20 protein-coding genes, 2 tRNA genes and 1 pseudogene are annotated in these 24831 nt (G+C 70.0%); 13 read left to right on the forward strand and 10 right to left on the reverse strand.

The window, feature by feature from the left end; genetic code table 11:
- From BCL67_RS01710 to BCL67_RS01720, 3 genes are all read left to right on the forward strand, one after another.
- Positions 1-1974 (forward strand): DEAD/DEAH box helicase (locus BCL67_RS01710; RefSeq protein ID WP_219886357.1); only part of this gene is annotated, 1974 nt, incomplete at its 5' end.
- Positions 1975-2115: 141 nt separating this feature from the next.
- A tRNA-Thr gene (locus BCL67_RS01715) sits at positions 2116-2187 on the forward strand.
- Between the two features lie 99 nt (positions 2188-2286).
- Positions 2287-2363: transfer RNA gene (locus BCL67_RS01720), tRNA-Met, on the forward strand.
- Between the two features lie 120 nt (positions 2364-2483).
- On the opposite strand, the gene BCL67_RS01725 is transcribed toward BCL67_RS01720, so the two are convergent.
- The 3 genes from BCL67_RS01725 to nirD form a co-directional block, all read right to left on the reverse strand.
- Positions 2484-4616 carry a DEAD/DEAH box helicase gene (locus BCL67_RS01725; RefSeq protein ID WP_106121756.1) on the reverse strand — a complete coding sequence of 711 codons (2133 nt, stop codon included), beginning with the start codon at positions 4614-4616 and terminating at the stop codon, positions 2484-2486.
- A gap of 289 nt (positions 4617-4905) precedes the next feature.
- On the reverse strand, positions 4906-5667 hold the full coding sequence (locus tag BCL67_RS01730; protein ID WP_106121918.1) for a sirohydrochlorin chelatase: 762 nt from the start codon (positions 5665-5667) through the stop codon (positions 4906-4908).
- 10 nt (positions 5668-5677) lie between these two features.
- Positions 5678-6109, reverse strand: a complete 432-nt coding sequence (nirD, locus tag BCL67_RS01735) for a nitrite reductase small subunit NirD (protein WP_106121757.1) — start codon at positions 6107-6109, stop codon at positions 5678-5680.
- A gap of 261 nt (positions 6110-6370) precedes the next feature.
- Here nirD and nirB point away from each other — a divergent pair, with 261 nt between their 5' ends.
- The 3 genes from nirB to BCL67_RS01750 are packed head-to-tail and all read left to right on the forward strand — an operon-like array spanning position 6371 to position 11099.
- On the forward strand, positions 6371-9124 hold the full coding sequence (gene nirB / locus BCL67_RS01740; RefSeq protein WP_106121758.1) for a nitrite reductase large subunit NirB: 2754 nt from the start codon (positions 6371-6373) through the stop codon (positions 9122-9124).
- Positions 9121-9936: a uroporphyrinogen-III C-methyltransferase gene (gene cobA / locus BCL67_RS01745; RefSeq protein ID WP_106121759.1), complete on the forward strand. Its 816-nt coding sequence runs from the start codon at positions 9121-9123 to the stop codon at positions 9934-9936. Before nirB ends, cobA begins: the two co-directional genes overlap by 4 nt.
- Entirely contained in the window at positions 9936-11099 is a 1164-nt protein-coding gene (locus tag BCL67_RS01750; RefSeq protein ID WP_106121760.1) for a uroporphyrinogen-III synthase, read from the forward strand. The genes cobA and BCL67_RS01750 overlap by 1 nt, the downstream gene beginning before the upstream one ends.
- Positions 11100-11136: 37 nt before the next feature.
- On the opposite strand, the gene BCL67_RS01755 is transcribed toward BCL67_RS01750, so the two are convergent.
- Genes BCL67_RS01755 through BCL67_RS01765 form a run of 3 tightly spaced genes read right to left on the reverse strand, consistent with a single transcriptional unit; the run spans position 11137 to position 16357 of the window.
- On the reverse strand, positions 11137-12669 hold the full coding sequence (locus BCL67_RS01755; protein ID WP_106121761.1) for an FAD-dependent oxidoreductase: 1533 nt from the start codon (positions 12667-12669) through the stop codon (positions 11137-11139).
- Positions 12666-14927: a molybdopterin oxidoreductase family protein gene (locus tag BCL67_RS01760; RefSeq protein WP_106121762.1), complete on the reverse strand. Its 2262-nt coding sequence runs from the start codon at positions 14925-14927 to the stop codon at positions 12666-12668. The genes BCL67_RS01755 and BCL67_RS01760 overlap by 4 nt, the downstream gene beginning before the upstream one ends.
- A complete protein-coding gene (locus BCL67_RS01765; protein WP_106121763.1) occupies positions 14927-16357 on the reverse strand; it encodes an MFS transporter in 1431 nt (476 codons plus the stop codon). Before BCL67_RS01765 ends, BCL67_RS01760 begins: the two co-directional genes overlap by 1 nt.
- A 205-nt stretch (positions 16358-16562) precedes the next feature.
- Here BCL67_RS01765 and BCL67_RS01770 point away from each other — a divergent pair, with 205 nt between their 5' ends.
- From BCL67_RS01770 to BCL67_RS01800, 7 genes are all read left to right on the forward strand, one after another.
- A complete protein-coding gene (locus tag BCL67_RS01770) occupies positions 16563-16823 on the forward strand; it encodes a hypothetical protein (RefSeq protein WP_106121764.1) in 261 nt (86 codons plus the stop codon).
- Positions 16824-17276, forward strand: coding sequence for an FAS1-like dehydratase domain-containing protein (locus BCL67_RS01775; protein ID WP_106121765.1), 453 nt, complete (start codon positions 16824-16826; stop codon positions 17274-17276).
- On the forward strand, positions 17273-17776 hold the full coding sequence (locus BCL67_RS01780; RefSeq protein ID WP_106121766.1) for a MaoC/PaaZ C-terminal domain-containing protein: 504 nt from the start codon (positions 17273-17275) through the stop codon (positions 17774-17776). The genes BCL67_RS01775 and BCL67_RS01780 overlap by 4 nt, the downstream gene beginning before the upstream one ends.
- 164 nt (positions 17777-17940) lie before the next feature.
- Entirely contained in the window at positions 17941-18816 is an 876-nt protein-coding gene (locus BCL67_RS01785; protein WP_258174678.1) for an ABC transporter substrate-binding protein, read from the forward strand.
- 5 nt (positions 18817-18821) lie between these two features.
- Positions 18822-19616, forward strand: a complete 795-nt coding sequence (locus BCL67_RS01790; protein ID WP_106121768.1) for an amino acid ABC transporter permease — start codon at positions 18822-18824, stop codon at positions 19614-19616.
- 14 nt (positions 19617-19630) lie between these two features.
- Positions 19631-20497 (forward strand): amino acid ABC transporter ATP-binding protein, encoded by an 867-nt coding sequence (locus BCL67_RS01795; RefSeq protein WP_106121919.1) that lies wholly within the window; start codon positions 19631-19633, stop codon positions 20495-20497.
- A 129-nt stretch (positions 20498-20626) separates the two neighbouring features.
- A complete protein-coding gene (locus BCL67_RS01800) occupies positions 20627-21805 on the forward strand; it encodes a UDP-N-acetylmuramate dehydrogenase (RefSeq protein ID WP_106121769.1) in 1179 nt (392 codons plus the stop codon).
- On the opposite strand, the gene asd is transcribed toward BCL67_RS01800, so the two are convergent.
- From asd to BCL67_RS01815, 4 genes and pseudogenes are all read right to left on the reverse strand, one after another.
- Positions 21806-23014: an aspartate-semialdehyde dehydrogenase gene (asd, locus tag BCL67_RS01805; protein ID WP_106121770.1), complete on the reverse strand. Its 1209-nt coding sequence runs from the start codon at positions 23012-23014 to the stop codon at positions 21806-21808. It abuts the gene before it with no gap.
- Between the two features lie 37 nt (positions 23015-23051).
- Entirely contained in the window at positions 23052-23291 is a 240-nt protein-coding gene (locus BCL67_RS15955) for an NF038396 family protein (RefSeq protein WP_374955620.1), read from the reverse strand.
- Between the two features lie 171 nt (positions 23292-23462).
- Positions 23463-23966: pseudogene (locus BCL67_RS15960) on the reverse strand (dihydrofolate reductase); the annotation flags it as partial.
- A 29-nt stretch (positions 23967-23995) separates the two neighbouring features.
- Positions 23996-24805, reverse strand: a complete 810-nt coding sequence (locus BCL67_RS01815) for a thymidylate synthase (RefSeq protein ID WP_374955617.1) — start codon at positions 24803-24805, stop codon at positions 23996-23998.
- Positions 24806-24831: the final 26 nt, after the last annotated feature.

Consider the following 24831-nt stretch of genomic DNA (forward strand, 5'->3'; position numbering starts at 1 on the left):
CCTGTTGCTGCCGCCCCGGCCGCTGAGGCGCCTGTTGCTGCCGCCCCGGCCGCTGAGGCGCCTGTTGCTGCCGCCCCGGCCGCTGAGGCACCTGTTGCTGCAGCCCCGGCCGCTGAGGCTGCTCCCAAGGCTGCCGAAGAGTCCACCGGCCCGAAGTTCTCCGAGCTGGGCCTTGACCCCCGGGTCCTGCAGTCGGTCACCAAGCTCGGCTACGAGACCCCGTCCCCGATCCAGGCGCAGACCATCCCGCTGCTGAGCCAGGGTCGCGACGTCGTCGGCCTGGCCCAGACCGGCACCGGCAAGACCGCGGCCTTCGCGCTGCCGGCCCTGTCCCACATGGCTCGCGCCAACGACGCCGGAGAGCTGGGGAACTCGCCCTCGACCCTGGTGCTCGCCCCCACCCGTGAGCTGGCGATCCAGGTCGCCGAGGCGTTCTCCACCTACGCCCAGGGCGTCCCCGGCATCACCGTGCTGCCGATCTACGGCGGCTCCCCCTACGGCCCGCAGCTCGAGGGTCTGCGCCGCGGCGCCCACGTCGTCGTCGGCACCCCAGGTCGCGTCATCGACCACATGACCCGCGGGTCGCTGAACCTCTCCACGATCAAGCACCTGGTGCTCGACGAGGCCGACGAGATGCTGCGCATGGGCTTCGCCGAAGAGGTGGACCAGATCCTGGCCCGCACTCCGAAGACCAAGCAGGTCGCGCTGTTCTCCGCCACGATGCCCAAGGCGATCCGCCGGATCTCCGCGGACTACCTCAACGATCCGGTCGAGGTCTCGGTCAAGTCCAAGACCTCCACCGGCACCAACACCCGCCAGCGCTTCGTGCTGATCAAGCACTCGGCGAAGAACGAGGCCCTGACCCGGATCCTCGAGACCGAGCCGCACGACGCCGCGATCGTCTTCGTGCGCACCCGCTCGGCCACCGAAGAGGTCTCGAACAAGCTCGCCGCCCGCGGTTTCCGCACCGCGGCGATCAACGGTGACATCCCGCAGAACCTGCGCGAGAAGACCGTGGAGAACCTCAAGTCCGGCCGGATCGACGTGCTCGTCGCCACCGACGTCGCCGCCCGCGGTCTCGACGTCGAGCGCATCACCCACGTCTTCAACTACGACATCCCGCTGGACACCGAGTCCTACGTGCACCGCATCGGCCGCACCGGCCGCGCGGGACGCTCCGGCGACGCCGTGCTGTTCGTGACTCCCCGTGAGAAGCGGATGCTGCGGTCCATCGAGAAGGCCACCCGCCAGCCGGTCGAGCAGATGTCCATGCCGACCATCGCGGACGTGAACTCCTCGCGGCTGGAGCGCTTCTCGGAGCGGATCACCGAGACCCTGGCCTCGGAGGAGCTCGAGGAGTACCGCGGACTCGTGGCCTCCTACACCCAGGAGCACAACACTCCTGCCGAGGATGTGGCCGCCGCGCTGGTCGCGATGGTCCACGACGGACGCCCGCTGCTGCTCGATGAGAAGCGCGACGACGAGCTCGTCCGCGAGTCCAAGCGCGAGGTCGGCGAGGACCGCGCAGGCGGCGATCGTCCCGAGCGCCCGCAGCGCGATCGCGGACCGCGCACCGCCGGTCCGGGCAACGCGATGTACAAGATCGCTGTCGGTCGCCGCAACGGTGTGAACCCCGGACACATCGTCGGGGCCATCGCCAACGAGGCCGGGCTCAGCGCCCGCGAGATCGGCGGGATCGACATCCGGCCCACGCACTCCCTGGTGGAGCTTCCCGAGAAGCTCTCCTCCGAGCAGTGGGCCGCCCTGGCGAAGACCCGCATCGGCGGCGAGCTGCTGAAGATGGAGCGCGACACCGGCGCTCCCTCCGGCGGCACCGAGTCCCGCGGCAGCTACGGCGAGTCCCGCGGCGGCTACGCCGGCAAGCGTGAGGGCGGCTCGAGCGATCGAGGCGGCCGCTCAGGCTCCGGTGACAGCCGATTCGGCAACAAGGATCGCAAGCCCCGCTGGAAGTGATTCCTCCCCCGCGAGGGGGTCCGGACTTCACCGCCGCAGGTCCCGATCTGCGGCGGTGAAGACCCCCGGTCAGAGGAGACGCAGCTCACCTCGGATCGGTTTTTGAACGGCGCTGGACTGATGGTAGAGTTCAATGCTGTTGCCCCAATAGCTCAGTGGTAGAGCGCAGTCTTGGTAAGACTGAGGTCGCGGGATCGATTCCCGCTTGGGGCTCTGATTGAGAGCCCGCGCAGCGCAGAACATTGCGCGGCGCGGGTGTTTCTCTTTCAAGCTGTTTCTCCTCCTCCGCAGCGGGGTCGAGGAACAGGGTTTGGCGGTGTAGCTCAGCTGGTTAGAGCGCACGACTCATAATCGTGAGGTCGGGGGATCGAGCCCCCCCACCGCTACCAAAGACGCCGCACAGGCGAGAGACACCTCGGGCCCCCACGCTTCACAGCGTGGGGGCCCGAGGTGTCTCTGCGGGCGGGCGGCCTGGCGTCCGCCTGGCCGCCCGCCCGTTTCAGCTCAGGTCAGGATCCCTGACCGAAGCCGCGTTCTTCCAGGGCCGCTTCGAGAAGCGTCACGAGCGCCTCGAGCTGCACGTCGGCCGAGTCGGGGATCTCCTCGTCGTTGCCGTCCAGCGCCCGGGCGGCCAGACCCGCCTTGCTGTCGATGAGCTCGGCGATCTTCGTGTCCAGGGTCTGCGCGGCGATGATCCGCCACGCCGTGACCGGCTCCGCCTGCCCGATCCGGTGGATGCGGTCGATCGCCTGGGTCTGCTCGGCGTGGGTCCAGGACAGCTCCGCGAGCACCATGTTCGAGGCGACCTGCAGGTTGATTCCGACGCCGGCGGCCGTCAACGAGCACACGGCCACCGAGACCTCCGGGTCGTTGGTGAACGCGTCGATGTGCTTCTGCCGGGCCGAGGCCGTCTGGTCGCCGCGGATCGAGGCGTAGCGGATGCCCTGCTTGGCGAAGGTCGCCTCGGCGGTGTCCATGACATCGATGTGCTTGGCGAAGAAGACCACCTTCCCGGCGCTGCGCGCCAGCTGCGCGGCGTAGTCGGCCGCGAGGCCCGCCTTCGCCGCTCCGATGCGCCGGGTCATGGTGAACACGTTCTCGTTGGACTTCGTCGCCTTGCTCGCGCGCTCCTGCGCGGCGACCTGGCGGACCAGGGCGTGGTCGATGCCCTCGAGGACCTCGCCGGAGACCCGCGCGGCCACCGCCCGGTCGTAGCGCTTGAGGAGACGACGGGCGAGGCTCTGCTCCGCGGCCCGGATGGACCGCCCGGCCTCGCCGTCGATCTCGACCGGGACATCGGCCACGCGGCGAGCGGGCAGGTCGGCGGCCACATCCACCTTGCGTCGGCGCACGATGCCGCGGTTCACGACGGCCGCGCGAGCCGCGGCGGAGAAGCCGCGATCCGCCGGTGTCAGCCCTGACTGCTCGAGGGCCCCCATCAGCTCGCCCACCGGCTTGGTCTCATCGACCCAGCCGAGGAACTGCCAGATCGCCCGGAAGTCCTCGATATCGTTGATCAGCGGCGTGCCGGTGAGAGCGATGAGCAGCGGATCGGCGATCCGGGTGCGGATGCGCTCGGCGAGCTGCAGCACGTTCTGGGACCGCTGCGACTTCCGGTTCTTGATGTAGTGCGCCTCGTCCACCACCATCCCGCGCAGACCCAGGTCGCGGAGCCAGCCCGCGTGCCGATCGAGCACCTCGTAGTTGACGATGATGATGTCGGCGAAGCCGTCGATCCGCTCGCCGTCGCCGTGGACCACCGTCGCGGGGTGGTTGGGCGTCCAGAGCATAGCTTCGCGCGCCCAGTTCATCTTCACGACGTTGGGCACGACGACGAGCAGCGGGTACGCGTGTGCCGCCTGGGCGGCGAGCAGCGCCTGCGCCGTCTTGCCCAGTCCGGGCTCGTCGGCGAGCAGGAACGTCCGGTGTCCCGCCGCCGCCGCGGCGACCAGCCGTGCCTGGTGCGGCATCAGGTCCAGTCCTCGGGTCGCTCGGGTGGCGGCCGGATCCGGCAGGTCCATGCAGGAGAGTGCGCCGCCCTCGGTGAAGGACTTCATCAGCGGCTCGATGAGCTCCCAGCCGACGAGGCGGCGTGGCGCGGCGGTGCGCTTGGCGACCGCGGAGTAGTCAGGTTCCAGGAACGGGTTCGCCAGCTGGCGAGACTCCACCGACACCGGCACCACCCGGCGCTGCGTGTCGGCCTTCGGTGCGACCGGTTCGGCGCGTCGTGCCGGTTCCTCCGCCACCTCGATGCCGGCCGACTCCAGGAGCTCGCGGCGCAGGGCGCGTGCCCGGTCGGAGACCACGGCGTCGTCGGCGAGCAGCCCGAGCAGCGAGGGGTCGCGGGCGGCTGTGGTCGCGAGGATGGTGGCGATGCCGTCGAGCCGCTTCAGCTCTTCGGTGCCCCGAGCCCCCGGCTTCGTCTCGGCCGCCTTGATCCGGGCGCGCTCCTCGCGCATGAGCAGCGCCACGACCTGGAACTTGGTCCGGGTCGAGGGCAGGTCGAGACCCTGCTTGACCGAGGCTTCGACCTCGCGGACGACCTTGGCGAGCAGGTGGATGATGCCGCCGTCGTTGTTCTTGCGCGGTTGCCGTCGGGTGCGCGTGCGTGCGCCGTTCTGGCGCTGGGCTCCTCGAGCCACGGAGTCCTCCTAGGAGCGATGGGTCATTCGTGTCGGCGGGACGTGCCCGCACGGCACCCGCGGCGGGGCGAGGGACGTCCGAGCAGCCTCGGCAGAGACGTCCCGGTGCACAAGCTGGTCCAGCGGATCCGTAGAAGAGATCGACGCGTGGAACGTGCCCCGCCGGGAGGGCCCCGCCAGCGTACCGCGTAAGGGGCGAATCTCAGCCCTCGGGAGAGCCTTCATGACGCGCATGAAGCCCTGACACCGCTGCGACGTGGGGGAACACGCAACAGATCCGCGTCACGGATCAGTGCGCCGCCTGCGCCGCCGGGGTCAGTTCCGCCAGTCCTGCGCTGAACCGGTCCAGGATGATCTCCACCAGTTCTCTCGGGGCCTGCGTCGAGTCCTGCGGCAGCAGCGAGCTGGTGACGACGTCGGCGCCGGAGCGTTCCAGCATCTTCTGGAAATAGCCCGGGGCCAGCAGGTAGCTGATCAAGACGACCCGGCCCTGCGTGGTCTCGCGCGCCTGCGCCACGGCGGTCTTCACCGCAGGTTCGGCGAAGGAGAGATAGGCGTCCTGGACCGGGCGGCGCAGTCGGGTCTGGATCCGGGCGGCCATGTCCTGACAGTCCCGCACGGCCGAGTGGTCCGAGGATCCGGCGGCGGCGAAGATCAGGGTGTCCCGCGCGGTGTCCACGCCGGCCTCGCGGACCCGGGACAGCAGCAGGTCCACCAGCCGGTCATCGGGGCCCAGCGCGCCGCCCACGGTCACCGGACGGTCCAGATCGGCGGTGTCCTCCTTGAGGTCCACATTCACGTGGAAGCCGGCCGAGAGCAGCAGCGGCACGACGACGGCGGCCATCTCCTGCGGCAGGGCGGCCAGGCTGGCGGGGACATCGGGCTGCTGGACATCCACGTGCCCGAGCCGGACCAGATCTTCAAGGCCCCGCTGGGCGGCGACCTCGGCGACCCGGTCGGCCAGCTGGGTGACCAGGCGCTGGCCCTCGGGGTTGGAGGTGCCGTGGGAGATGGCGAGCAGCGCTGCCGGATCTGCGGCGGTGCGGGTCATCAGAGACACCTCAGACCTTCACCTCGACGATTCCGGCCTCGACGCGCACCGGGTAGGACCTCAGCTGCAGGGCCTCGTCGCTGAGGCACCGTCCGGTGGCCAGGTCATAGGGCTGCTTGTGGATCGGTGACGCCAGTGTCGGCCTGCCAGCTTTGGAGCCGACGATACCGCGAGACATCACATTCGCACAGGCGTAGGGATCCCACTGGGACACCGCGTGGATGGTCTCGCCGTGGAGCCGGATCAGCGCGATCTGCGTGCCCTCCACCAGGGCGGCCTCACCCCACATCGGCTCCAGGTCCTCCACCTGACACACCCGATGCCACCTCGGCTCGGCCGCCTCGGAACCGGCCTCGGAGCTGAGTCCAGGACCCGGCGCAGGACCCGATGCGGGCGTGGAACCGGCACCGGCAGTGAATGTGGGTGTGGATGTGGTGCTCATGCCCCCAGCGTAGGCAGGCGCAGTTTCCGCGGGAACGCCGGTGTGTAAAGCCCTGATGACGCTGATCTCACCGGCGCCCAGATCGAGATGAGGACCTCGTCATATTGGCTTTACAAACGCGACACCGCGTAGAAATCGCGGGTTCCTAGGCTGAGGCCAACCCTCGACGGTCCGGCGCACCCCTTTTTCAGCACTGAGGACCTCCGCCAGATCGACGTGAAGGCTCATCGCACTCATCGTCTACCGCGAAGGTGAACTCCCATGGACGCATCCACACACCCGGCCCCGGCCGAGGCCCAGCGGCACATCGCCGTGGTCGGCGGCGGCCCTGCCGCCCACCGGCTGACCGAGGCGCTCATCTCCCGGGACCCGGCTGGTCTGCGGATCAGCGTGTTCACCGAGGAGTCCTCCGCCCCCTACGACCGGGTGGCGCTGTCCCGACGCTTCGCGCAGGTCGACGACGAGCTGCTGCTGGGTGATCCGGCGCTCTGGGAGGACCCTCGGGTCCAGCTGCACACCGGCACGGCGGTGACCGCACTGGACGTGGAGTCCAAGACGCTGCGCACCGCGCACGGCGAGGTGCTCGGGTTCGATGAGCTGGTGCTCGCCACCGGCTCCTCGGCGCCCCGACCCCCGATCGAGGGCAGCGAGCACATCGCGGTCTACCGCACCCTCGAGGACGTCGACTGGCTGCGGAGGCGTGCCGCCGAGCTCGGTGAGGAGCTGGGTCGCCCGGCCCGCTGCGCGGTGATCGGCGGCGGCCTGCTGGGCCTGGAGGCGGCCGGTGGGCTCAAGGGCCTCGGCGCCGAGGTCACCGTGGTGCACTCGCGTGCCTGGCTGATGAACGCCCAGGTGGACGAGTACGGCGGCCGCACGCTCAACCGGCTCCTGGAGCAGGAGGGATACCGGCTGAAGCTCGGTCACCGGCCCAGCCGGCTGGCAGTGGACCTCGAAGCGCCCGCCGAGCGCAGCCGCTACACCTTGGAGTTCGCGAAGTCTCCCGACCTTCCGGCCGATCTGGTCGTGGCCGCCATCGGCATCACCGCCCGCGATGAGCTCGCCGCCTCGGCGGGGCTCGACTGCGCCGAGCGCGGGGGCGTGGTCATCGACGAGACCTGCGCCACCTCGGCGCCGAACATCTGGGCCATCGGGGAGGTCGCGAGCTACCAGGGCATCTCCATGGGCCTGGTCGCCCCGGCCAACGCCATGGCCGAGGTCGTCGCCGACCGGCTCAGCGGGGGAGCGGCCTCCTTCATCGGCTTCGACACCGCCGCGAAGCTCAAGCTCGCCGGTATGGACGTGGCCTCCTTCGGCGACGCCTTCGCCGAGACCCCCGGTGCGCTGGAGGTGGTCTACGCCGACGCCGTCGGCGGGATCTACCAGAAGATCGTGGTCACCGACGACGCGACCACCCTGCTCGGCGGGGTCTTCGTCGGCGACGCCAGCCCGTACTCCTCGCTGCGTCCGCTGCTGGGCCGGCAGCTGCCTGCCGCCCCCGGCGCGTTCCTCTCCGCCGCCGGAGGGGGAGAGCTGGACCTGGAGCTTCCCGATGACGCCCAGGTCTGCTCCTGCAAGGACATCTGCGCCGGGACGATCCGATCCGCCGTCGCCGGCGACGAGACCACCCCGGGCTGCACCGACATGGCCGCGATGAAGAGCTGCACCAAGGTCGGCACCCAGTGCGGCTCCTGCATCCCGATGGCGAAGAAGATCATGGAGGCTCAGATGCTCTCCCTGGGCCTCGACGTCTCCAAGGCGCTGTGCGAACATTTCGGCCACTCCCGCGCCGAGCTCTTCGAAGCCGTCCGGGCGACCCAGCTGACCAGCTTCACCGAGATCGTGTCTCGGTTCGGCACCCCCGCGGACGCGCAGCTCAACCTCGGCTGCGACATCTGCAAACCGGTCGTCGCCTCGATCCTGGCCGCCCAGCACGGCGCCGAATACATCCTCGAGGCCGGCCGCGGCACGCTGCAGGACACCAATGACCGGGCCCTGGCGAACATGCAGAAGGACGGCACCTATTCGGTGATGCCGCGGATCCCCGGCGGCGAGATCACGCCGCAGAAGCTCAAGGTGATCGCCGAGGTCGCGGCCGACTTCGACCTCTACACGAAGATCTCCGCCGCCCAGCGGGTGGACATGTTCGGCGCCCGGCTCGAGCAGCTGCCGCAGATCTGGCGCCGACTGGTCGATGCCGGCTTCGAGTCCGGGCAGGCCTACGGCAAGGCGCTGCGCAACGTGAAGTCCTGCGTGGGCTCCAGCTGGTGCCGCTACGGGGTCCAGGACTCGGTGGCGATGGGCATCCGGCTGGAGAACCGGTACCGCGGACTGCGCTCCCCGCACAAGATGAAGTTCGGCGTCTCGGGCTGCGCCCGCGAGTGCGCCGAGGCTCGGGCGAAGGACGTCGGGGTGATCGCCACCAGCGAGGGCTGGAACATGTACGTCGGCGGCAACGGCGGGGCCACCCCGGCCCACGGTCAGCTGCTGGCCAAGGACCTCGACGACGCGACGCTGCTGCGCTACATCGACCGCTACGTCATGTACTACGTGCGCACCGCGGACCGGCTCCAGCGCACCGCCCGCTGGATGGAGGAGCTGCCCGGGGGAGTCGACCACGTCCACGACGTGGTGGTCAAAGACTCGCTGGGCATCGGGGGGGACCTCGAAGCCGCGATGGCCAAACACGTGGACGGCTACGAGGACGAATGGGCCGCCACGCTGCGCGACCCGGAGCGGCTGCGCCGCTTCCGCAGCTTCGTCAACGCACCGGACGCCCCCGACACCGGACTGGCCTACGTGATCGAACGTGGACAGCGCCGCCCGGCCACCGAGCAGGAGAAGGTCGACGCCGCCGCCGGGGACGGCCCGGTGCTGCTCACCGGTCCGCGGATCCCGGTGCGCGAAGAGATGGCCCGCGAAGATGCCGCCCGGGCGGCCGGCGGGCTGGATCCTGCGCAGGCCCGCGAGGGCGCGCCGGTCCCGAACAATCTGGCAGCCGTGGAGGGAAGGTCATGATGGGTCTGGGAGAGGTGACACTGATCGGCGGCGGACCTGGGGCCGCCGACCTGATGACCGTGCGAGCCCGTGACGCGCTGGCGATCGCCGACGTCGTGTTCTACGACCGGCTCGCGCCCACCGAAGGGCTGCGCGAGTGGGCCCCGGCGGCCGAGCTCTACGACGTCGGCAAGCGCCCCGGACATCATCGGGTCACTCAGGAGAACATCCAGACGATGATGACCGACGCCGCGCGCAGCGGCCGACGGGTGGTCCGGCTCAAGGGCGGTGACCCGTTCGTCTTCGGACGCGGCTGCGAGGAGGTCGCCGCCTGCCGCGACGCCGGGATCCCGGTGACCGTGGTCCCGGGGATCACCTCGGCGATCGCCGTGCCCGCCGCGGCCGGGATCCCGGTGACCGCGCGCAGCGTCTCGAAGTCCTTCACCGTGATCTCCGGGCACGACCCGCTCAGCGAGCAGGAGCTCTCCGGGCTGGCCGCGCTGGGCGGCACCGCGGTGATCCTGATGGGCGTCGGCACGCTGGGACACACCATGGCCGGACTGCAGCGTCACGGACTCGCCGGGGAGACCCCGGTGGGGATCGTGGAGCGCGGCTTCAGCCCCGACCAGCGGGTGCTCATCGCCCCGCTCGACCAGATCCTCGGGGTCGCGGCCGCGGCCCAGCTGCGCTCGCCGGCGGTGCTGGTGATCGGGGAGGTGGTCCGGCTCGCCGCGACCGAGCCCTGCTCAGGTGAGGCCCGCAGCGACACCGACTCCTCTCCGGCGGTCGCCGGGGAACAGGTGATCCGCGCGATGGCCGGGGCGGTGCTCTGATGACCGCAGTCACCTCCTCGGGCCGCGCGTCAGGCGCTGCGCCGGAGCCGGCGGCAGCCGTCCCGCAGACCCTGGCCGGCTTCCGCATCGGGGTCACCTCGGACCGGCGCAGCGAGGATCTCATCTGCGCGTTCCAACGCCGCGGAGCCGAGGTGATGCATGCCCCGGCGCTGCGGATCGTCGCGCTGACCGAGTCCGTGACGCTGCAGCAGGACACCCGCCGGGTCATCGAGGCTGCGCCTGACTTCGCGATCATCACCACCGCCTACGGAATGCGCCGCTGGTTCGAGGCCGCCGACGCCTACGGGCTGGGCACGGAGCTCTTCGAGGCCCTGGAGCAGGCGACCATCCTGGTGCGCGGACCCAAGGCCCGCGGGGCGGTGCGGGCCGCAGGTCTCGACGACGACGGCTCCGCCGAGGATGAGCGCACCGCCACGGTGGTGGACATGCTCCTGACCCGGGATGTCGGCGGCAAGACGGTGGCGGTGCAGCAGCATGGCGCCAGCGACGACTCACAGATCGAGCGGCTCCAGGCCGCCGGCGCCACGGTGGTCACCGTGCTGCCCTACACCTGGACCAAGCCCGATGAGGACTCGGACCTGCTGCGCATGATCGACGCGGTGATCGAGCGCCAGCTCGACCTGATCACCTTCACCGCCGCTCCCGCCGTGGAGGCGTTCCTCTCCGTGGCCCGCCAGTACGGCAGATCAGAGGCGCTGGTCGCGGCGCTGCGCGGGGATGTGGTCTCTGTGGCAGTGGGCGCGGTGACCGCAGGACCGCTCTACGACGCGGGGCTCAGCCCGATCATCCCCTCCCGCTGGCGGCTGGGCGCGATGATCAAACTCGTCTGCGACCACCTGGAGGAACATCAGACGCTGCGCATCACCACCCGGCACGGTCCGGTGGAGATGCGCGGCGCCGAGGTGCGCCTGCCGCAGATCACCGATGAAGCCGTGCGCCTGCCGCCCGGGCCGCTGTCGCTGATGCGGGCGCTGGTCAAGGCCGAGGGGGCGGTGCTCTCCCGCGAGCACCTGATGCAGCTGCTGGTCCAGTGCGATTCCGAGCACGCCCTGGAGATGTGGGTCTCCCGGCTGCGCAAATCGCTGCCGGTCAGCGGTCTGGTCAGCACGGTGGTCAAACGCGGATACCGCCTCGCCGTCTGAGCTTCTGGCCGGCTGATCGCCTCGCCGGCTACGCCGCTCAGGCGTTCACCGCTGCCGGGAGCTGCTGCGCCTCGGCGCGCAGCAGCTTCTCGATCTGCACATGGCAGGTGCCGCAGCCGGTGCCTGCCCGGCAGGCCGTGCCGACCTCGGCCACGCTGGAGGAGCAGGCGGCCGCGTCCTGCACCTGGGCCAGGGTCGTGCCGGCGCAGCGGCACAGCACGTCCTGCGGGCCGAGCTGCGCCTCGCGGGTCGCGTGCTCGGCGGCCAGCAGCGCGGTCCGGTCGGCCACCGGCATCGTCCCGCGGCCAGCATGCATGGCAAGCTCAGCGGCCGAGCGCGGCATCCCGACCGAGACGAATCCGAGCAGCCGGTCCTCCTCCGAGACGATGCGCAGGTACTGTCCGCCCTTGGGATCCGACCAGGTGGAGACGGTGGGAGAGTCGGGGTTCCAGGGATCCACGTCGGTGGAGCCGGCGCAGGCGATGTTCAACGTGTGCGACTTCAACAGGATGACGTCGAGTCCGGTGGCGGCGGCAAGCTCCACCGGGGCCCCGGCGGCATCGCGCTCGAGCGGCTGCTGAAGCCCCAGGTCTTCCCGCAGCGTCTGCGCCACGGTCCCGGCGTGCTCCCAGCCGGGGGCGATCAGCCCCGCAGAGACCTTTCCCGCCACCGTCGCGCAGTCGCCGATCGCGAAGATCTGCGGATCGCTGACGCTGCGGCAGGCCTCATCGGTCATCACGCCCCACCGGGTGGGCAGACCCGACGCCGCGGCCAGCTGGTCCCGGGCGCGGACGCCGGTGCAGGTGACCAGCAGCGCGGCGGGCAGCTTCTCACCCAACGAGGTGCGCACAGCGCACAGGCTGCCGGATTCAGCGATCACCGTGGTGATGTCGGCGGCGGCCCGCACCTGGACCCCGGCGCGGATCAGCTCGCGGCGCAGCAGCATCCCGGCATCGGTGTCGATCTGCCGGTTCATCGGCACATTGCCCCGGTGGACCAGGGTCACCGGGGCGCCCACCTCGGCGATCGCCAGCGCCGCCTCGACGCCGAGCACGCCTCCGCCGAGCACGATCACCGGCTCGCCGCGCCGCACGACCTCGGCGAGGCGCAGCGCGTCGCCCATCTCGCGCAGGGCCAGGATCCCGTCGGGGATCCCGCTCGGCCGCACCTCCGCATCGATGGCACCACCGCGGCGTGACTCCACCTCGAAGCTGGGCGTCATGGGTTCGGCACCGGTCGCCAGGACCAGCCGGTCGTAGCGGATCGTGCCGCCGTCCTCGAGCATGACCTGCCGGGTCTCGCGGTCGATCGCCGTCGCGGTCACCCCGGTTCGCACCTCGACGCCGGCCTCGCGCAGCGCGCCCAGGTCGGTCAGGGCGAGGTCGGCGGGCTGGATCCGGCCCACGGAGACGTCCCCGATGCGGATCCGCTGATAGGCCGGCTCGGCCTCGGTCCCGATCACGGTCAGCCGCAGAGCCCCGCCGGAGACCTCCTCGAGGAGCTCATCGATCAGCCGCGCGGCGACCGGACCGAACCCGAGCACCAGCACGTGGGGGATGGAGCGGGTCATGCGGCTGCCTCCAGGGACGTGGCGGGACGGATCCGGACCGGGGTGCTCTTGAACTCCGGCATCTTCGAATCCGGATCGGTCAGGCCTCTTGTGAGCAGGTTCGCCGCGCTCCGGCCGGCGAAATGGAAGGGGGAGAAGATCGTGTCTGCGCGGATCCCGGCATCGAAGACCACCTTGGCGGTCAGTGCGCCCTGGGCGTTCTCGACCACCGCGAATCCGTTCTCGACCAGCCCGAACTGACGCGCGGTGGCGGGGTGGACCTGCACCGTGACCTTGGGGTGCACCGCGTCCAGCGCCGGCACGCGCCGGGTCTGGTTGCCCGACTGATAGTGCTCCATCAGCCGCCCGGTGGTGAAGGTCAGCTCATCGGCCCGCGGCGCCGCCTGGGCGCGCGGCCGGATCGCGCGCAGCACCGCCCGGCCGTCGGGGTGGGCGAAGCGCTCGCCGAACATCCGCGGGGTCCCGACGATCGGCTCACCGGTGCTGGTCAGCTCGCCGGCCAGCCCCTCCCGGGGAGCAGGTGCCCCGGCAGGTATCGCCGCGGCAGGCACCCGGACGCCCTGCACCTCAGTGGCCGGGTGCGGCCAGTACCCGGCGTGCCCGGCGTCGAGCAGCTCCCAGCTCATCGCGGAGTAGTCGGCCGGCGCTGAAGCGGTGGCCCGGCGGATCTCCTCGAAGACCTCGGCCGGATCGGTCGAGAAGCCGGTGGGGGTGCCGAGTCGGCGGGCCAGCTCGGCGAAGATCCACAGCTCGGAGCGGCAGCCCGGGGGCGGGTCCACCGCTCGACGCCGGCGCAGCAGCCGACCCTCCAGGCTGGTCATGGTGCCGTCCTCCTCGGCCCACTGCAGGACCGGCAGGACGACGTCGGCCTCGGCGGCGGTCTCGGAGAGGAAGAAGTCGGCGACCACCAGCAGGTCCAGGGCGCGCAGGTTCCTCAGCACCCGGGAGGTGTCGGGTGCCGAGACTGCCACATTGGAGCCGTGCACCAGCAGCGCCCGGACCCCGGCCGGACCGTGCTCGGTCTGGGTGCCCATGGTGTGCAGCAGCTGGGTGGCGGGGATTCCGGGACCCGGGATCGCTTCGGGCGCCACGCCCCAGACCCCGGCGATGTGCGCGCGGTCGGTGGGGGAGGTGATCGAGCGCAGTCCCGGGAGCTGGTCCGACTTCTGTCCCATCTCGCGTCCACCCTGCCCGTTGCCCTGGCCGGTGAGGGTGCCATAGCCGCCGTGGGCGCCGGGCAGCCCCAGGATCAGCGCCAGGCTGATCGCGGCGCGCGCGGTGTCGGTCCCGTCGCGGTGCTGCTCCACCCCGCGTCCGGTCAGGATGAACACCGGGTCCCCGCCGCGGCGGGCTTCCACGGCGGCGGATCCCAGGCGGCGGGCGATGAAGCGGATCTGGTCCGCCCCGACTCCGGTGGCGGCCTGGGCCCGTTCGGGCCACCAGGCCGCAGCGGACCGGCGGAAGTCGTCGGCGCCGCGGACCCGCTGCGCCAGATAGTCCTGATCGGTGTAGCCCTCCTCGAAGAGCACGTTGGCCAGGGCCAGCAGCAGCACCAGGTCCCCGCCCGGGGTCGGAGCCACATGGAAGCCCGCGCCGTCGGCCGTGAGCTGCGCGGTGGTGCTGCTGCGCGGGTCCACCACGATCAGCCCACCCTTGGTCCGGGCTCCCTCGAGGTGCTGCACGAAGGGCGGCATGGTGTCTGCCACGTTCGAGCCCAGCAGCAGCACGGTGCAGGCGGCGTCGAGATCGGTGAGCGGGAACGGCAGGCCGCGGTCCAGTCCGAAGACCTCGGTGGAGGCCTTCGCCGCCGAGGACATGCAGAACCTGCCGTTGTAGTCGATCTGTGAGGTCCCCAGCGCGACCCGGGCGAACTTCCCCAGCGCGTAGGTCTTCTCATTGGTCAGGCTGCCCGATCCGAACACCCCCACGGCGTCCCGGCCGTGGGCGGATTGGATGCTGCGCAGCCGCTCCGCGATCAGGTCCAGCGCCTCCTCCCAGGAGGCCTCGCGGAAGCTGCGCGCGCCGTCGTCGTCGGTCTGCTTGATCAGCGGGGTGCGGAGCCGGTCGGTGCGGGAGCCGAGCAGCTCCGCGGCGGTGCTGCCCTTCCGGCACAGCCGCCCACGGTTGGTCGGGAACCGGGCGCCCTCCACGGTGATGCCGGGCTCAGGCGCCTCGGTGATCTGCAGGGTCATGGCGCACTGCAGCGCGCAGTACGGGCAGTGGGTGCTGACCTCTCGGGCGTTCGCCGGGGCAGGCATCAGACGTTCGCGCGGGCGAAGACGGTGCCGGGGCGCATGTAGACGGCCCAGGTGAGCCCGGCCAGGGCTACGTAGCAGGCGGCGAAGACCCAGAACGCGGTGTCGAAGGAGCCGGTGGACTCGTTGGAGATGCGCAGGATCTGCGGGATGGCGAAGCCGCCGTAGGCGCCGATCGCGCCGATCAGGCCCAGTGCGGAGGAGGCTTTGCGCTCGTGTCCGACCCGGTCGGCAGGGTCCACCGAGAGTTTGAAGACCACCGGGATCATCCGGTAGCTGGACCCGTTCGCGACCCCGGTGAGGGTGAACAGCGCCAGGAACAGCAGCAGGTAGATCCAGAAGTTCGCCATCGACAGCGTCAGCACCACGGCGGCGGTGATGCCTGCCATGGCCAGGAAGCTGGCAATGGTCACTCGGGCGCCGCCGATCCGGTCGGCGAGCTTGCCGCCGAAGGGCCGGGCCAGCGAGCCGACCAGCGGGCCCAGGAAGGCCAGTGAGAGCGCCGCGCCGAGGAGCTGGAAGCTCGAGAACTCGGGGAACTGGATGTTGATCAGGGTCGGGAAGACCGAGCCGAAGCCCATGAAGGAGCCGAAGGTTCCGATGTAGATCAGCGAGATGATCCACAGGTGCTTCTCCTTCAGCGCCGAGAGCGAGCCTTTGATGTCGTTCTTGGCGTGGGAGAGGTTGTGCATGTACTTCCGAGCACCCCAGGCGGCGAGCAGGATGAACGGGATCCAGAACAGCCCGGCCGCCGGCAGGTTCGGCTGCAGCGCGCCGAAGGCGAAGGCGGTCACCACGATCGGCACGGTGAACTGGGCGACGGCGACGCCGAGGTTGCCGCCCGCGGCGTTGACGCCCAGCGCCGCGCCCTTCTCCTTGGCCGGGTAGAAGTAGGTGATGTTGGCCATCGAGGAGGAGAAGTTTCCGCCGCCGAACCCGGCGGCCGCGGCGATGGCGAACAGCGCCCAGGTCGGGGTCTCCGGGTTGCCCAGGGTCAGCGCCATCGCGATGGTGGGGATCAGCAGCAGCAGCGCGGAGATGATGGTCCAGTTGCGACCACCGATCATCGCCACCATGAAGCTGTAGGGCACCCGCAGGGTCGCACCGACCAGGGGCGGCAGCGAGACCAGCCAGAACTGCTCGGAGGTGGTCAGATCGAAGCCGACCAGGGGCAGGAAGACCACGGTGACCGACCAGAGCTGCCAGACGGCGAACCCGAGGAACTCGCAGAACACGCTCCAGATCAGGTTGCGCCGTGCGGTCGGCCGCCCGGGGCCCTCCCAGAACTCGGAGTTCTCGGGCTGCCAGTTGGTGATCCAGCGGCCGTCCTCGACGACGAGCCGATCGGTCGGCGCCGCGGCCCTGGTCTCAGCCGCAGCCTCGGTGGTCGGACTGGTGCGGGGAGCCTCGGTGGTGGGGATCTGGGGGTTCATCGCGATGTCCTGCTTCCTGGGGTCTCGCGGGGCGGGGCCGCACGGTGGTCCATTCAGGTCCGGTGGTGAGGGCTCCACTCTGACAAGGCCGTGTTTCCGCGAGTGGAGCGGCGAGTTTCGGTCGCGATAAACCAGCCTCATAGTCGGTCCGGCCGGGTGTGAGGTTTTTCGAGATCGCCTCGCCGCGGCCTGTAAGCTCACCCACGTGAACACTCAGTCCTTCGACCCGTGGAGCAGCGGGACGCGCGCGTACCGGGTCACCCTGGTCCTGGGAATGGCCTCCACCGCCGTGGGCGTGACCCTGGTGGTGCTGGCGATGCTGCGTGACTCAGGGGAGACCGCCGGTGCGCTGAGCAGCACGGGCCTGGTCTTCCTGGGCGTCGGGATCCTGAGTCACCTGATCTCCATCGGACTGCGCCGGCGCCAGGCGGTCCAGTTCCTCTCCCGTCGAGCGAAGGACGACTGAATGATCAACCCAGACCGGCAGGGTCACCGCTACCCGCCCGCCGAGCCGTACCAGGTCAGCCGTGAGGCGATCCGCGAGTTCGCGCTCGCCGTCCAGGCCGTGCACCCCGCGCACCACGACGTCGACGCCGCCCGGGCGCTGGGCCACCGTGACCTGATCGCGCCGCCGAGCTTCGCCGTGGTCATCGCTCAGCGCGCCGAGGCGGCGGTGGTCAACGACGACGAGGCCGGCATCGACTTCTCCCGGGTGGTCCACGCCGAGGAGCGCTTCACCCATCACAGCCCCATCCAGGCCGGAGACACGCTGGCCTCCCAGGTCACCCTGGAACGGATCCGCACCATGGGCGCCGGCGCGATGGTCACCACGGTGGTGCAGATCAGCGCCGAGGACGGCGCCGCTCGAAGCACCGTGACCTCCACCCTGCTGGTCCGCGATGAGGAGGACGCCGCATGAGCACGCCGGTCTTCGAAGAGCTCGAGAAGGGTCAGCAGATCGGGAGCCGCGAGCTGAGCTTCTCCCGCGCCGACCTGATCCGCTACGCCGCCGCCTCCGGGGATCACAATCCGATCCACTGGAACGACCGCTTCGCCCGGGAGGTCGGCCTCGAGGGAGTCATCGCCCACGGCATGCTCACCATGGGATCCGCCGTGGACCTGGTGAGCGTCTGGGCCGGCGACCCGGGCGCCGTCGTGGACTATCAGGCTCGGTTCACCAGACCGGTCCCGGTGCCGGACGCGGAGTCGGGGTCTCCCGAGACTCCCACCGCCCGGCTCCAGATCAGCGGCAAGATCGGCGCGGTGGACACGGAGCGGCGCAGCGTCCGGGTGGACCTGAGCGTGGAGCTGCTCAGCGATCCCGTCGCCGAGCCGACCGCCGCGGCAGGAGCACCCCAGTCCGGGGAGGCCGTGCGCACCAAGGTGCTCGCGAAGTCCCAGGCCGTGGTGCAGTTCTAGTTCGCCCGAGGGTGCAGGTCGAGGGACGGCGCGGCCGGCTCCACGCGTGTGCAACACGCCGTCTAGCTCCCACCGGGCCGACATAGGGCTGAAACACAGCTTCACCGTATAATCGCGGACACCGTCTGACTTCGGTTTCGGCCGATCAACCTAAGGATTCCAATATGGCTATGCACAAGACCGCGGCCAAGGCCGTCGGCGCCTCCGCGCTGGCAGCGCTTGTCCTCACCGCCTGTGGCGGCGGCGACGAGAGCGAGTCCAGCGAGGAGGGTGGGGAGATGCTCAACAACGCCGGCACCCTCCAGGTCTGCTCCGACGTCCCCTACCCGCCGTTCGAGTACTTCGACGGCGACGGAAACGTCGTCGGCTTCGACATCGACATCGCCGAAGCGATTGCGGAGTCCATGGACGCGGAGCTCGAGATCGTGCAGACCGGCTTCGAAGGGATCCAGTCGGGCGTCGCCCTCGATTCCAACACCTGCGATATTGCGATCTCCGGCATGACGATCACCGAGGAGCGCGCAGGCAACATGCTCTTCTCCGAGCCCTACCTCGACGACAACCTCGGCCTGCTCGCCGCCACCGCGGCAGACGTCAGCTCGCTGGATGACCTCGAAGGTCTCGCCGTGGGCGTGCAGGCCGACACCACGGGCGCCACCTACGCCGAGGAGCAGGGCTACGAGGTGCGCGAATACTCCGACTCCGGCCTGCTGATCCAGGGTCTCGAATCCGGTCAGGTCGACGCTGCAATCGGCAACATCTCGATCCTGGGCTACCAGGCCGGCGAGTCCGACACCTCCGAGTTCATCGAGGAGATCGACACCGGCGAGCAGCTCGGCATCGCCGCGCAGAGCGAGAACACCGAGCTGATCGAGGCGGTCAACGAGGCGCTCGCCGAGATGGAGTCCTCCGGCGAGCTGGAAGAGCTCGAGGACACCTGGTTCCTCGAGGGTGACACCCCTGAAGAGGGCGACGCCGAAGAGACCACCGATGACGAGGCTGCTGAAGACGAGCCCGCCGAAGACGAGGGTGACGAATAACCCTCATGGCAATGACAACCCGTGACCGAGCGCGACTGAGCCTCGGGATCCAGGCAGGGATCTTCCTTGCAGTCGTGATCGTGCTGGCCATCCTGATCGACTGGACCGCGATCCGCGGCAGCTTCTTCGCCTTTGAGAACCTGGGACCGATGTTCCCGGAGATCATCACCGTCGGACTGTTCAACACCGTCCAGTACACGGTGGTGGGCTTCATCTTCGGTCTGCTGGGCGGAACGCTGCTGGCGCTGATGCGCATGTCCTCGTTCCCGGTCTACCGGTGGGTGGCCACCGCGTACATCGAGTTCTTCCGAGGAATCCCTGCGATCCTGGTGTTCATCGCGCTCGGTTTCGGTGCGTCGCTGGCGTTCGGGTGGAACCTCTCCACCCTGCAGATCGCCGGTTCGGCCCTGGCCATCGTGGCCAGCGCCTATATCGCGGAGACCCTCCGCGCCGGCCTCCAGGCTGTGCCCAAGGGCCAGCTCGAGGCCGCCCGCGCGCTGGGCATGCCTGCCTGGCGCGCCATGGTGACCATCCAGATCCCCCAGGCGTTCCGGATCGTGCTGCCGCCGCTGACCAATGAGGCGATCCTGCTCACCAAGGACTCCTCGCTGATCTTCGTGGTCGGTATGGCCGGCAGCGCCGCCGAGCTGACCAAGATGGGCCGTGACGGCATCAACATCTACCAGGCCGGACTGACCCCGCTGGTGGTCGCCGGCTTCTGCTACCTGCTGCTGACCGTGCCGCTGTCGCTGCTGGCCCGCCGTATGGAGCACCGCACCCCCCGGACGGGGAAGAAGTAGAGATGGACGCGAACATGAGCCAGAGCCAGAGCCAGAGCCAGAGCCAGACGCCGGGGGAGACGCCGGCCGCCTCCACCCCGACCCGGGCCACCGCCGCGGCGTCGGCCCAAGACGTGTCCGGCGGGCACGGCACGACTGCCGCCGGGGTGACCATCACCGGGCTGCACAAGTCCTTCGGGGACAACGAGGTGCTCAAGGGCATCGACATGAGCGTGGCGCCCGGCGAGGTCGTCTGCCTGATCGGAGCCTCGGGCTCCGGCAAATCCACGCTGCTGCGCTGCGTGAACCGGCTGGAGACCCCCAACGCGGGGACCATCACCGTCGGCGAGCACGAAGCCACCCATCCGGACGTCAATCTCGACGCCATGCGTCGGCAGATCGGGATGGTCTTCCAACAGTTCAACCTGTTCCCGCACCTGAGCGTGCTGGAGAACTGCACCATCACCCCGCGCCGGGTGCTGGGACAGTCCAAGGCCGAGGCAGAGACCGAGGCGCTGGCCCAGCTCGACGCCGTCGGGCTCAAGCACCTCTCCGAGCGCCGCCCCGATCAGCTCTCGGGCGGACAGCAGCAGCGGGTCGCCATCGCCCGGGCGCTGACCATGAAGCCGCAGCTGATGCTCTTCGACGAGCCCACCTCCGCCCTGGACCCCGAGACCGTCGGCGACGTGCTCGCCAGCATGCGCGAGCTCGCCGAGGCCGGCATGACCATGCTCGTGGTGACCCACGAGATGGGCTTCGCCCGCGAGGTCGCGGACCGCGTGGTGTTCATGGATCAGGGCCTCGTGGTCGAGGAGGGTCCGGCGTCTTCGGTCATCGGGGCTCCCCAGCAGCCGCGCACCCAGGACTTCCTGCGCCGGGTGCTGAACCCGCTGGGCGAATAGGGCCGACCGCACCCGGGGTCGGGTCCGCCTCGGCGGCGCCCCGATCTCTCCGGCTGTTCATCGACGCGCAACCTGGAGTACACGCCGCGCAGATGCCCATTCCAGCCACTCCAGGTAGGCTTCTGCGCTGTGACCAGTGTTGACAGTTCTCCCCACGCATCCCCCCGTCGTTTCAGCGAGCACACCACCGCCCGCGTCGGCGGCCCCGCGGGTCGGTGGATCCGAGCGGACACCCAGGAACAGGCCGTGGAGGTGCTCCGAGAGCACCCGCTGCCGGATCAGGCGGCACGTGAGCGCGGCGAGGACACCCTGATCGTGCTCGGCGGCGGATCGAACCTGCTGGTGACCGAGGACGGGTTCCCCGGCACCGTGCTGCAGCTGGCGTTCCACGGGATCAGCACGGAGGCCCATGGCGCTCGTGACGTGCTGCTGAGCGTCGCAGCGGGACACGACTGGGACGACGTCGTCCGGTTCAGCGTGGCCCGCGGGCTCACCGGGCTCGAGGCGCTCTCCGGGATTCCCGGCGCCACCGGCGCTGTGCCGGTGCAGAACGTGGGCGCCTATGGCGCCGATGTGGCCCATACGCTCAAAGACATCCAGGCCTGGGACCGATCGCGCGGGGAGCTGGTGCGCTTCACCAATGAGCAGCTGCAGTTCGGCTACCGGGACTCGGTGCTGAAACAGACCACCGTGCACGGCTCGCCGCGCTACGTGGTGCTCCAGGTCCGCTTCATGCTGCAGAACCGCCCCGACGGACTCTCCGCCCCGGTGCGCTACGGCGAGCTCGCCCGGACCCTCGGCCTGGATGCCGAGAGCGCGGACCACGAGCGCCGCGCACCGCTGAAACAGGTCCGCAGCACGGTGCTGGGGCTGCGGCAGGGCAAGGGCATGGTGCTCAGCGAAGGCGACCATGACACCTGGTCCACCGGATCCTTCTTCACCAATCCGATCGTCCCGCGGGAGGTCGCCGCGTCGCTTCCCGACGGGGCGCCCAGGTTCTCCGCCGGGGTCGACGATGCCGGCAGCCCGCTGGTGAAGCTCTCAGCCGCCTGGCTGATCGACAACGCCGGCTGCGGCAAGGGATTCGGGCTGCCCGATGGGCCGGTGGCCGGGCGCGGGACGCAGGGAACCGGGATCGCCGGTGGTCGCGCCTCGCTCTCCACCAAGCACACGCTCGCGGTGACCAACCGGGGCTCCGCGACCACGGACGACCTGCTCGCCGTCGCCCGGGCCGCCCGGGACCAGGTCAACACGGCCTTCGGCATCACGATGCACGAAGAGCCCGTGCTGATCGGACACGCGCTCTAGTCAGAGCCTGCCGACGCTGATCAGCAGCATCCGGCGCAGCGGCTCCGCGGCGCCCCAGAGCAGCTGGTCGCCCACGGTGAACGCGGAGATGTACTCCGGGCCCATCTCGAGCTTGCGGATGCGTCCCACCGGGATGTCCAGCGAGCCGGTGGCCGCCACCGGGGTCAGCTGGGCCACGGTCGCCTCCTTCTCGTTGGGGACGAAGGTGGACCACTCGGTGCCTGAGGCCACGATCGATTCGATCTCGGCCAGCGGCAGGTCCTCGCGCAGCTTCAGCGTCAGCGCCTGGGAGTGCGAGCGCAGCGCGCCCACCCGGACGCAGAGCGAGTCGAAGGGCACTGCCGCGCCGCGGGAGGTCACGCCGGGGGCGAGGTTGTCGCCGCGTCCCAGGATCTTGTTCGTCTCGACCCCGGCCTTCCACTCCTCCTTGGCCACGCCGTTGCCCAGATCGGCGTCGATCCAGGGGATCAGCGAGCCGGCCAGCGGAACCCCGAACTGGGTGGCGTCGAGGTCGTTGCGCTGGGCGTGGAGAACGGCCCGGTCGATGTCCAGGATCGCGGCCGCGGGGTCGCTGAGGTCCTCGGCGACCGCGGAGTGCAGCGTGCCGAACTGGTTCAGCAGCTCGCGCATGTGCTTCGCGCCGCCGCCGGAGGCCGCCTGGTAGGTCATGGCGGTGCCCCACTCGACCAGATCCTTGGTGAAGAGCCCGCCGAGGCCCATCAGCATGTTCGAGACGGTGCAGTTGCCGCCGATGAACTCCTTCACGCCTGCGGCGAGTCCGGCGTCGATGACGTCGCGGTTGATCGGGTCCAGCGCGATGATCGAGGTCTCAGCCATGCGCAGCGTGGAGGCGGCATCGATCCAGATCCCGTTCCACCCGGCCTGGCGCAGCTTCGGGTACACCTCGGAGGTGTAGTCCCCGCCCTGGGCGGTGACGATGATCGGCAGCTTGACCAGGGTGTCCAGATCAAAGGCGTCCTGCAGCGTGGTCTCCTCGGGCGTGACCCCGTCGAAGCTCGGTGCCTGACCGCCGGCGTTGGAGGTGGAGAAGAAGACCGGGTTGATGTGGGCGAAGTCGCCCTCCTCGAGCATCCGGTTGATCAGCACCGAGCCGACCATGCCGCGCCAACCGATGAGACCCACCGAGGGGGTCTCGCCGGGGACGGCGGAGAGGGCAGGGGACACGGAGGATTTCACTGCAGAAGTCATGCCTCCAGGGTAGCGGAGTCGACTCAGCGAGTCAGAGTCAGCCCGCGGCGCCGGGGGCCTCAGGGGTCGCTGACGCGCCCCTGGCCTCCTTGATCTCCTGCAGCAGACGACGACGCTTCAAATGCGCCCACAGCCCGCCGGCCACCCAGATCTGCGCGACGAACAGGAAGGCGAGCCCGGGCAGGATCCGGTCGTTGAGCACCAGGACGAAGCCCAGGGTCACCGTGAACAGGGCCAGGAACGGCAGGATCAGATAGCCGCCGAGCCCCAGCATCATCAGATTGGTGGACGTCGCCTGTGCGGCCTGGTCCTGACGCTGATCAGCGCTCCGGTCAGCTCCCTCGTCCGCCTTCCGGTCAGCGCCCTGGTCGGCGGACCGGGCAGCGCCTTGGTCCGCGTTCAGGACAGCGTGCCGGCTGGGACTGGTGGTCTCGGTCAGCCCACGATTCCGTCGGTGGGTCTCGATGCGGTACTCCAGCCCGTTCGCGCCCTGATGCGTGCCGGCGGCGGGGTCGCGCTGGGTGAGCTCCCAGTCCTCGGTCAGCGCCGGCGCCGAGGTGTCGCCCGAGGCGGAGCTCTTGATCACGGTGATCACCGCGAGGTCGGCGAGTCCGCGCTGCACGGCCTCGGCGTAGACCTGGCCGCCGCCGATGATCCAGATCTTCTCGGCCGCGGAGCCCGAGGCGACCTCGAGTCCCTCGTCCAAGCTGGCCACGGGGTGGCCGCCCAGCTCGCGGATCTGCTCGGCGGCGTGCTGGTCAGAGGTGATCACGATGTTCTGACGCCCAGGAAGCGGTCGGTACTTCGCCGGGAAGGACTCCCAGGTCCGGCGTCCCATCACCACCGCGGCGCCGCGCGTGGTGGCCGTGAAGTGCGCCATGTCTTCAGGCAGGTGCCAGGGCATGGCTCCGGCGTCGCCGATGACCCCGGTGTGGGTCTGCGCCCAGATCATGCCGATCTCCGCCGTGTCGGGATTCCCACTCATACGGCGACGGCCGCCTTGATCGCCGGGTGGTGCTGGTAGTCACGGACCTCGAAGTCCTCGAACTCATAGTCGAAGATCGAGTCCGGGGCGCGGGTGATCGCCAGGGTGGGCGCCGGGAAGGGACTGCGGGAGAGCTGTTCGCGGACCTGTTCGACGTGGTTGTCATAGATGTGGCAGTCTCCGCCGGTCCAGATGAACTCCCCGGGCTCGAGTCCGACCTGCTGGGCGACCATCCGGGTCAGCAGCGCGTAGGAGGCGATGTTGAAGGGCACGCCGAGGAACATGTCGGCGCTGCGCTGGTAGAGCTGGCAGGAGAGTCGCCCGTCGGCCACGTAGAACTGGAACATGATGTGGCAGGGGGGCAGCGCCATCTCATCGATCTGCGCCGGGTTCCAGGCGCTCACCACGTGGCGCCGGGAATCGGGGTTCGTCTTCAGCGAGCCGATCAGCTGCTCGATCTGGTCGATGTTCTTCCCGTCCGGGGTCGGCCAGGAGCGCCACTGCACGCCGTAGATCGGACCGAGCTCGCCGTCCTCGCCGGCCCATTCGTTCCAGATCCGCACGCCGCGCTCCTGCAGCCAGCGGGCGTTGGAGTCCCCGCGCAGGAACCAGAGCAGCTCCAGGGCCACCGACTTGAAGTGCACTCGCTTGGTCGTGATCAGAGGGAAGGACTCCGCGAGATCGAACCGAATCTGCCGCCCGAAGACACTTCTGGTGCCGGTTCCGGTGCGGTCAGACTTGGCGGTGCCGGTGTTCAGCACGTCTGCGAGCAGGTCCTCGTACGGGGTGGGGATCGTCGAGTTCACGCCCCACAGCATACCGGTGAGGCCTG

The sequence above is a fragment of the Nesterenkonia sandarakina genome, assembly GCF_003003175.1.
In the GTDB taxonomy this organism is placed as follows: Bacteria; Actinomycetota; Actinomycetes; order Actinomycetales; family Micrococcaceae; genus Nesterenkonia; species Nesterenkonia sandarakina_A.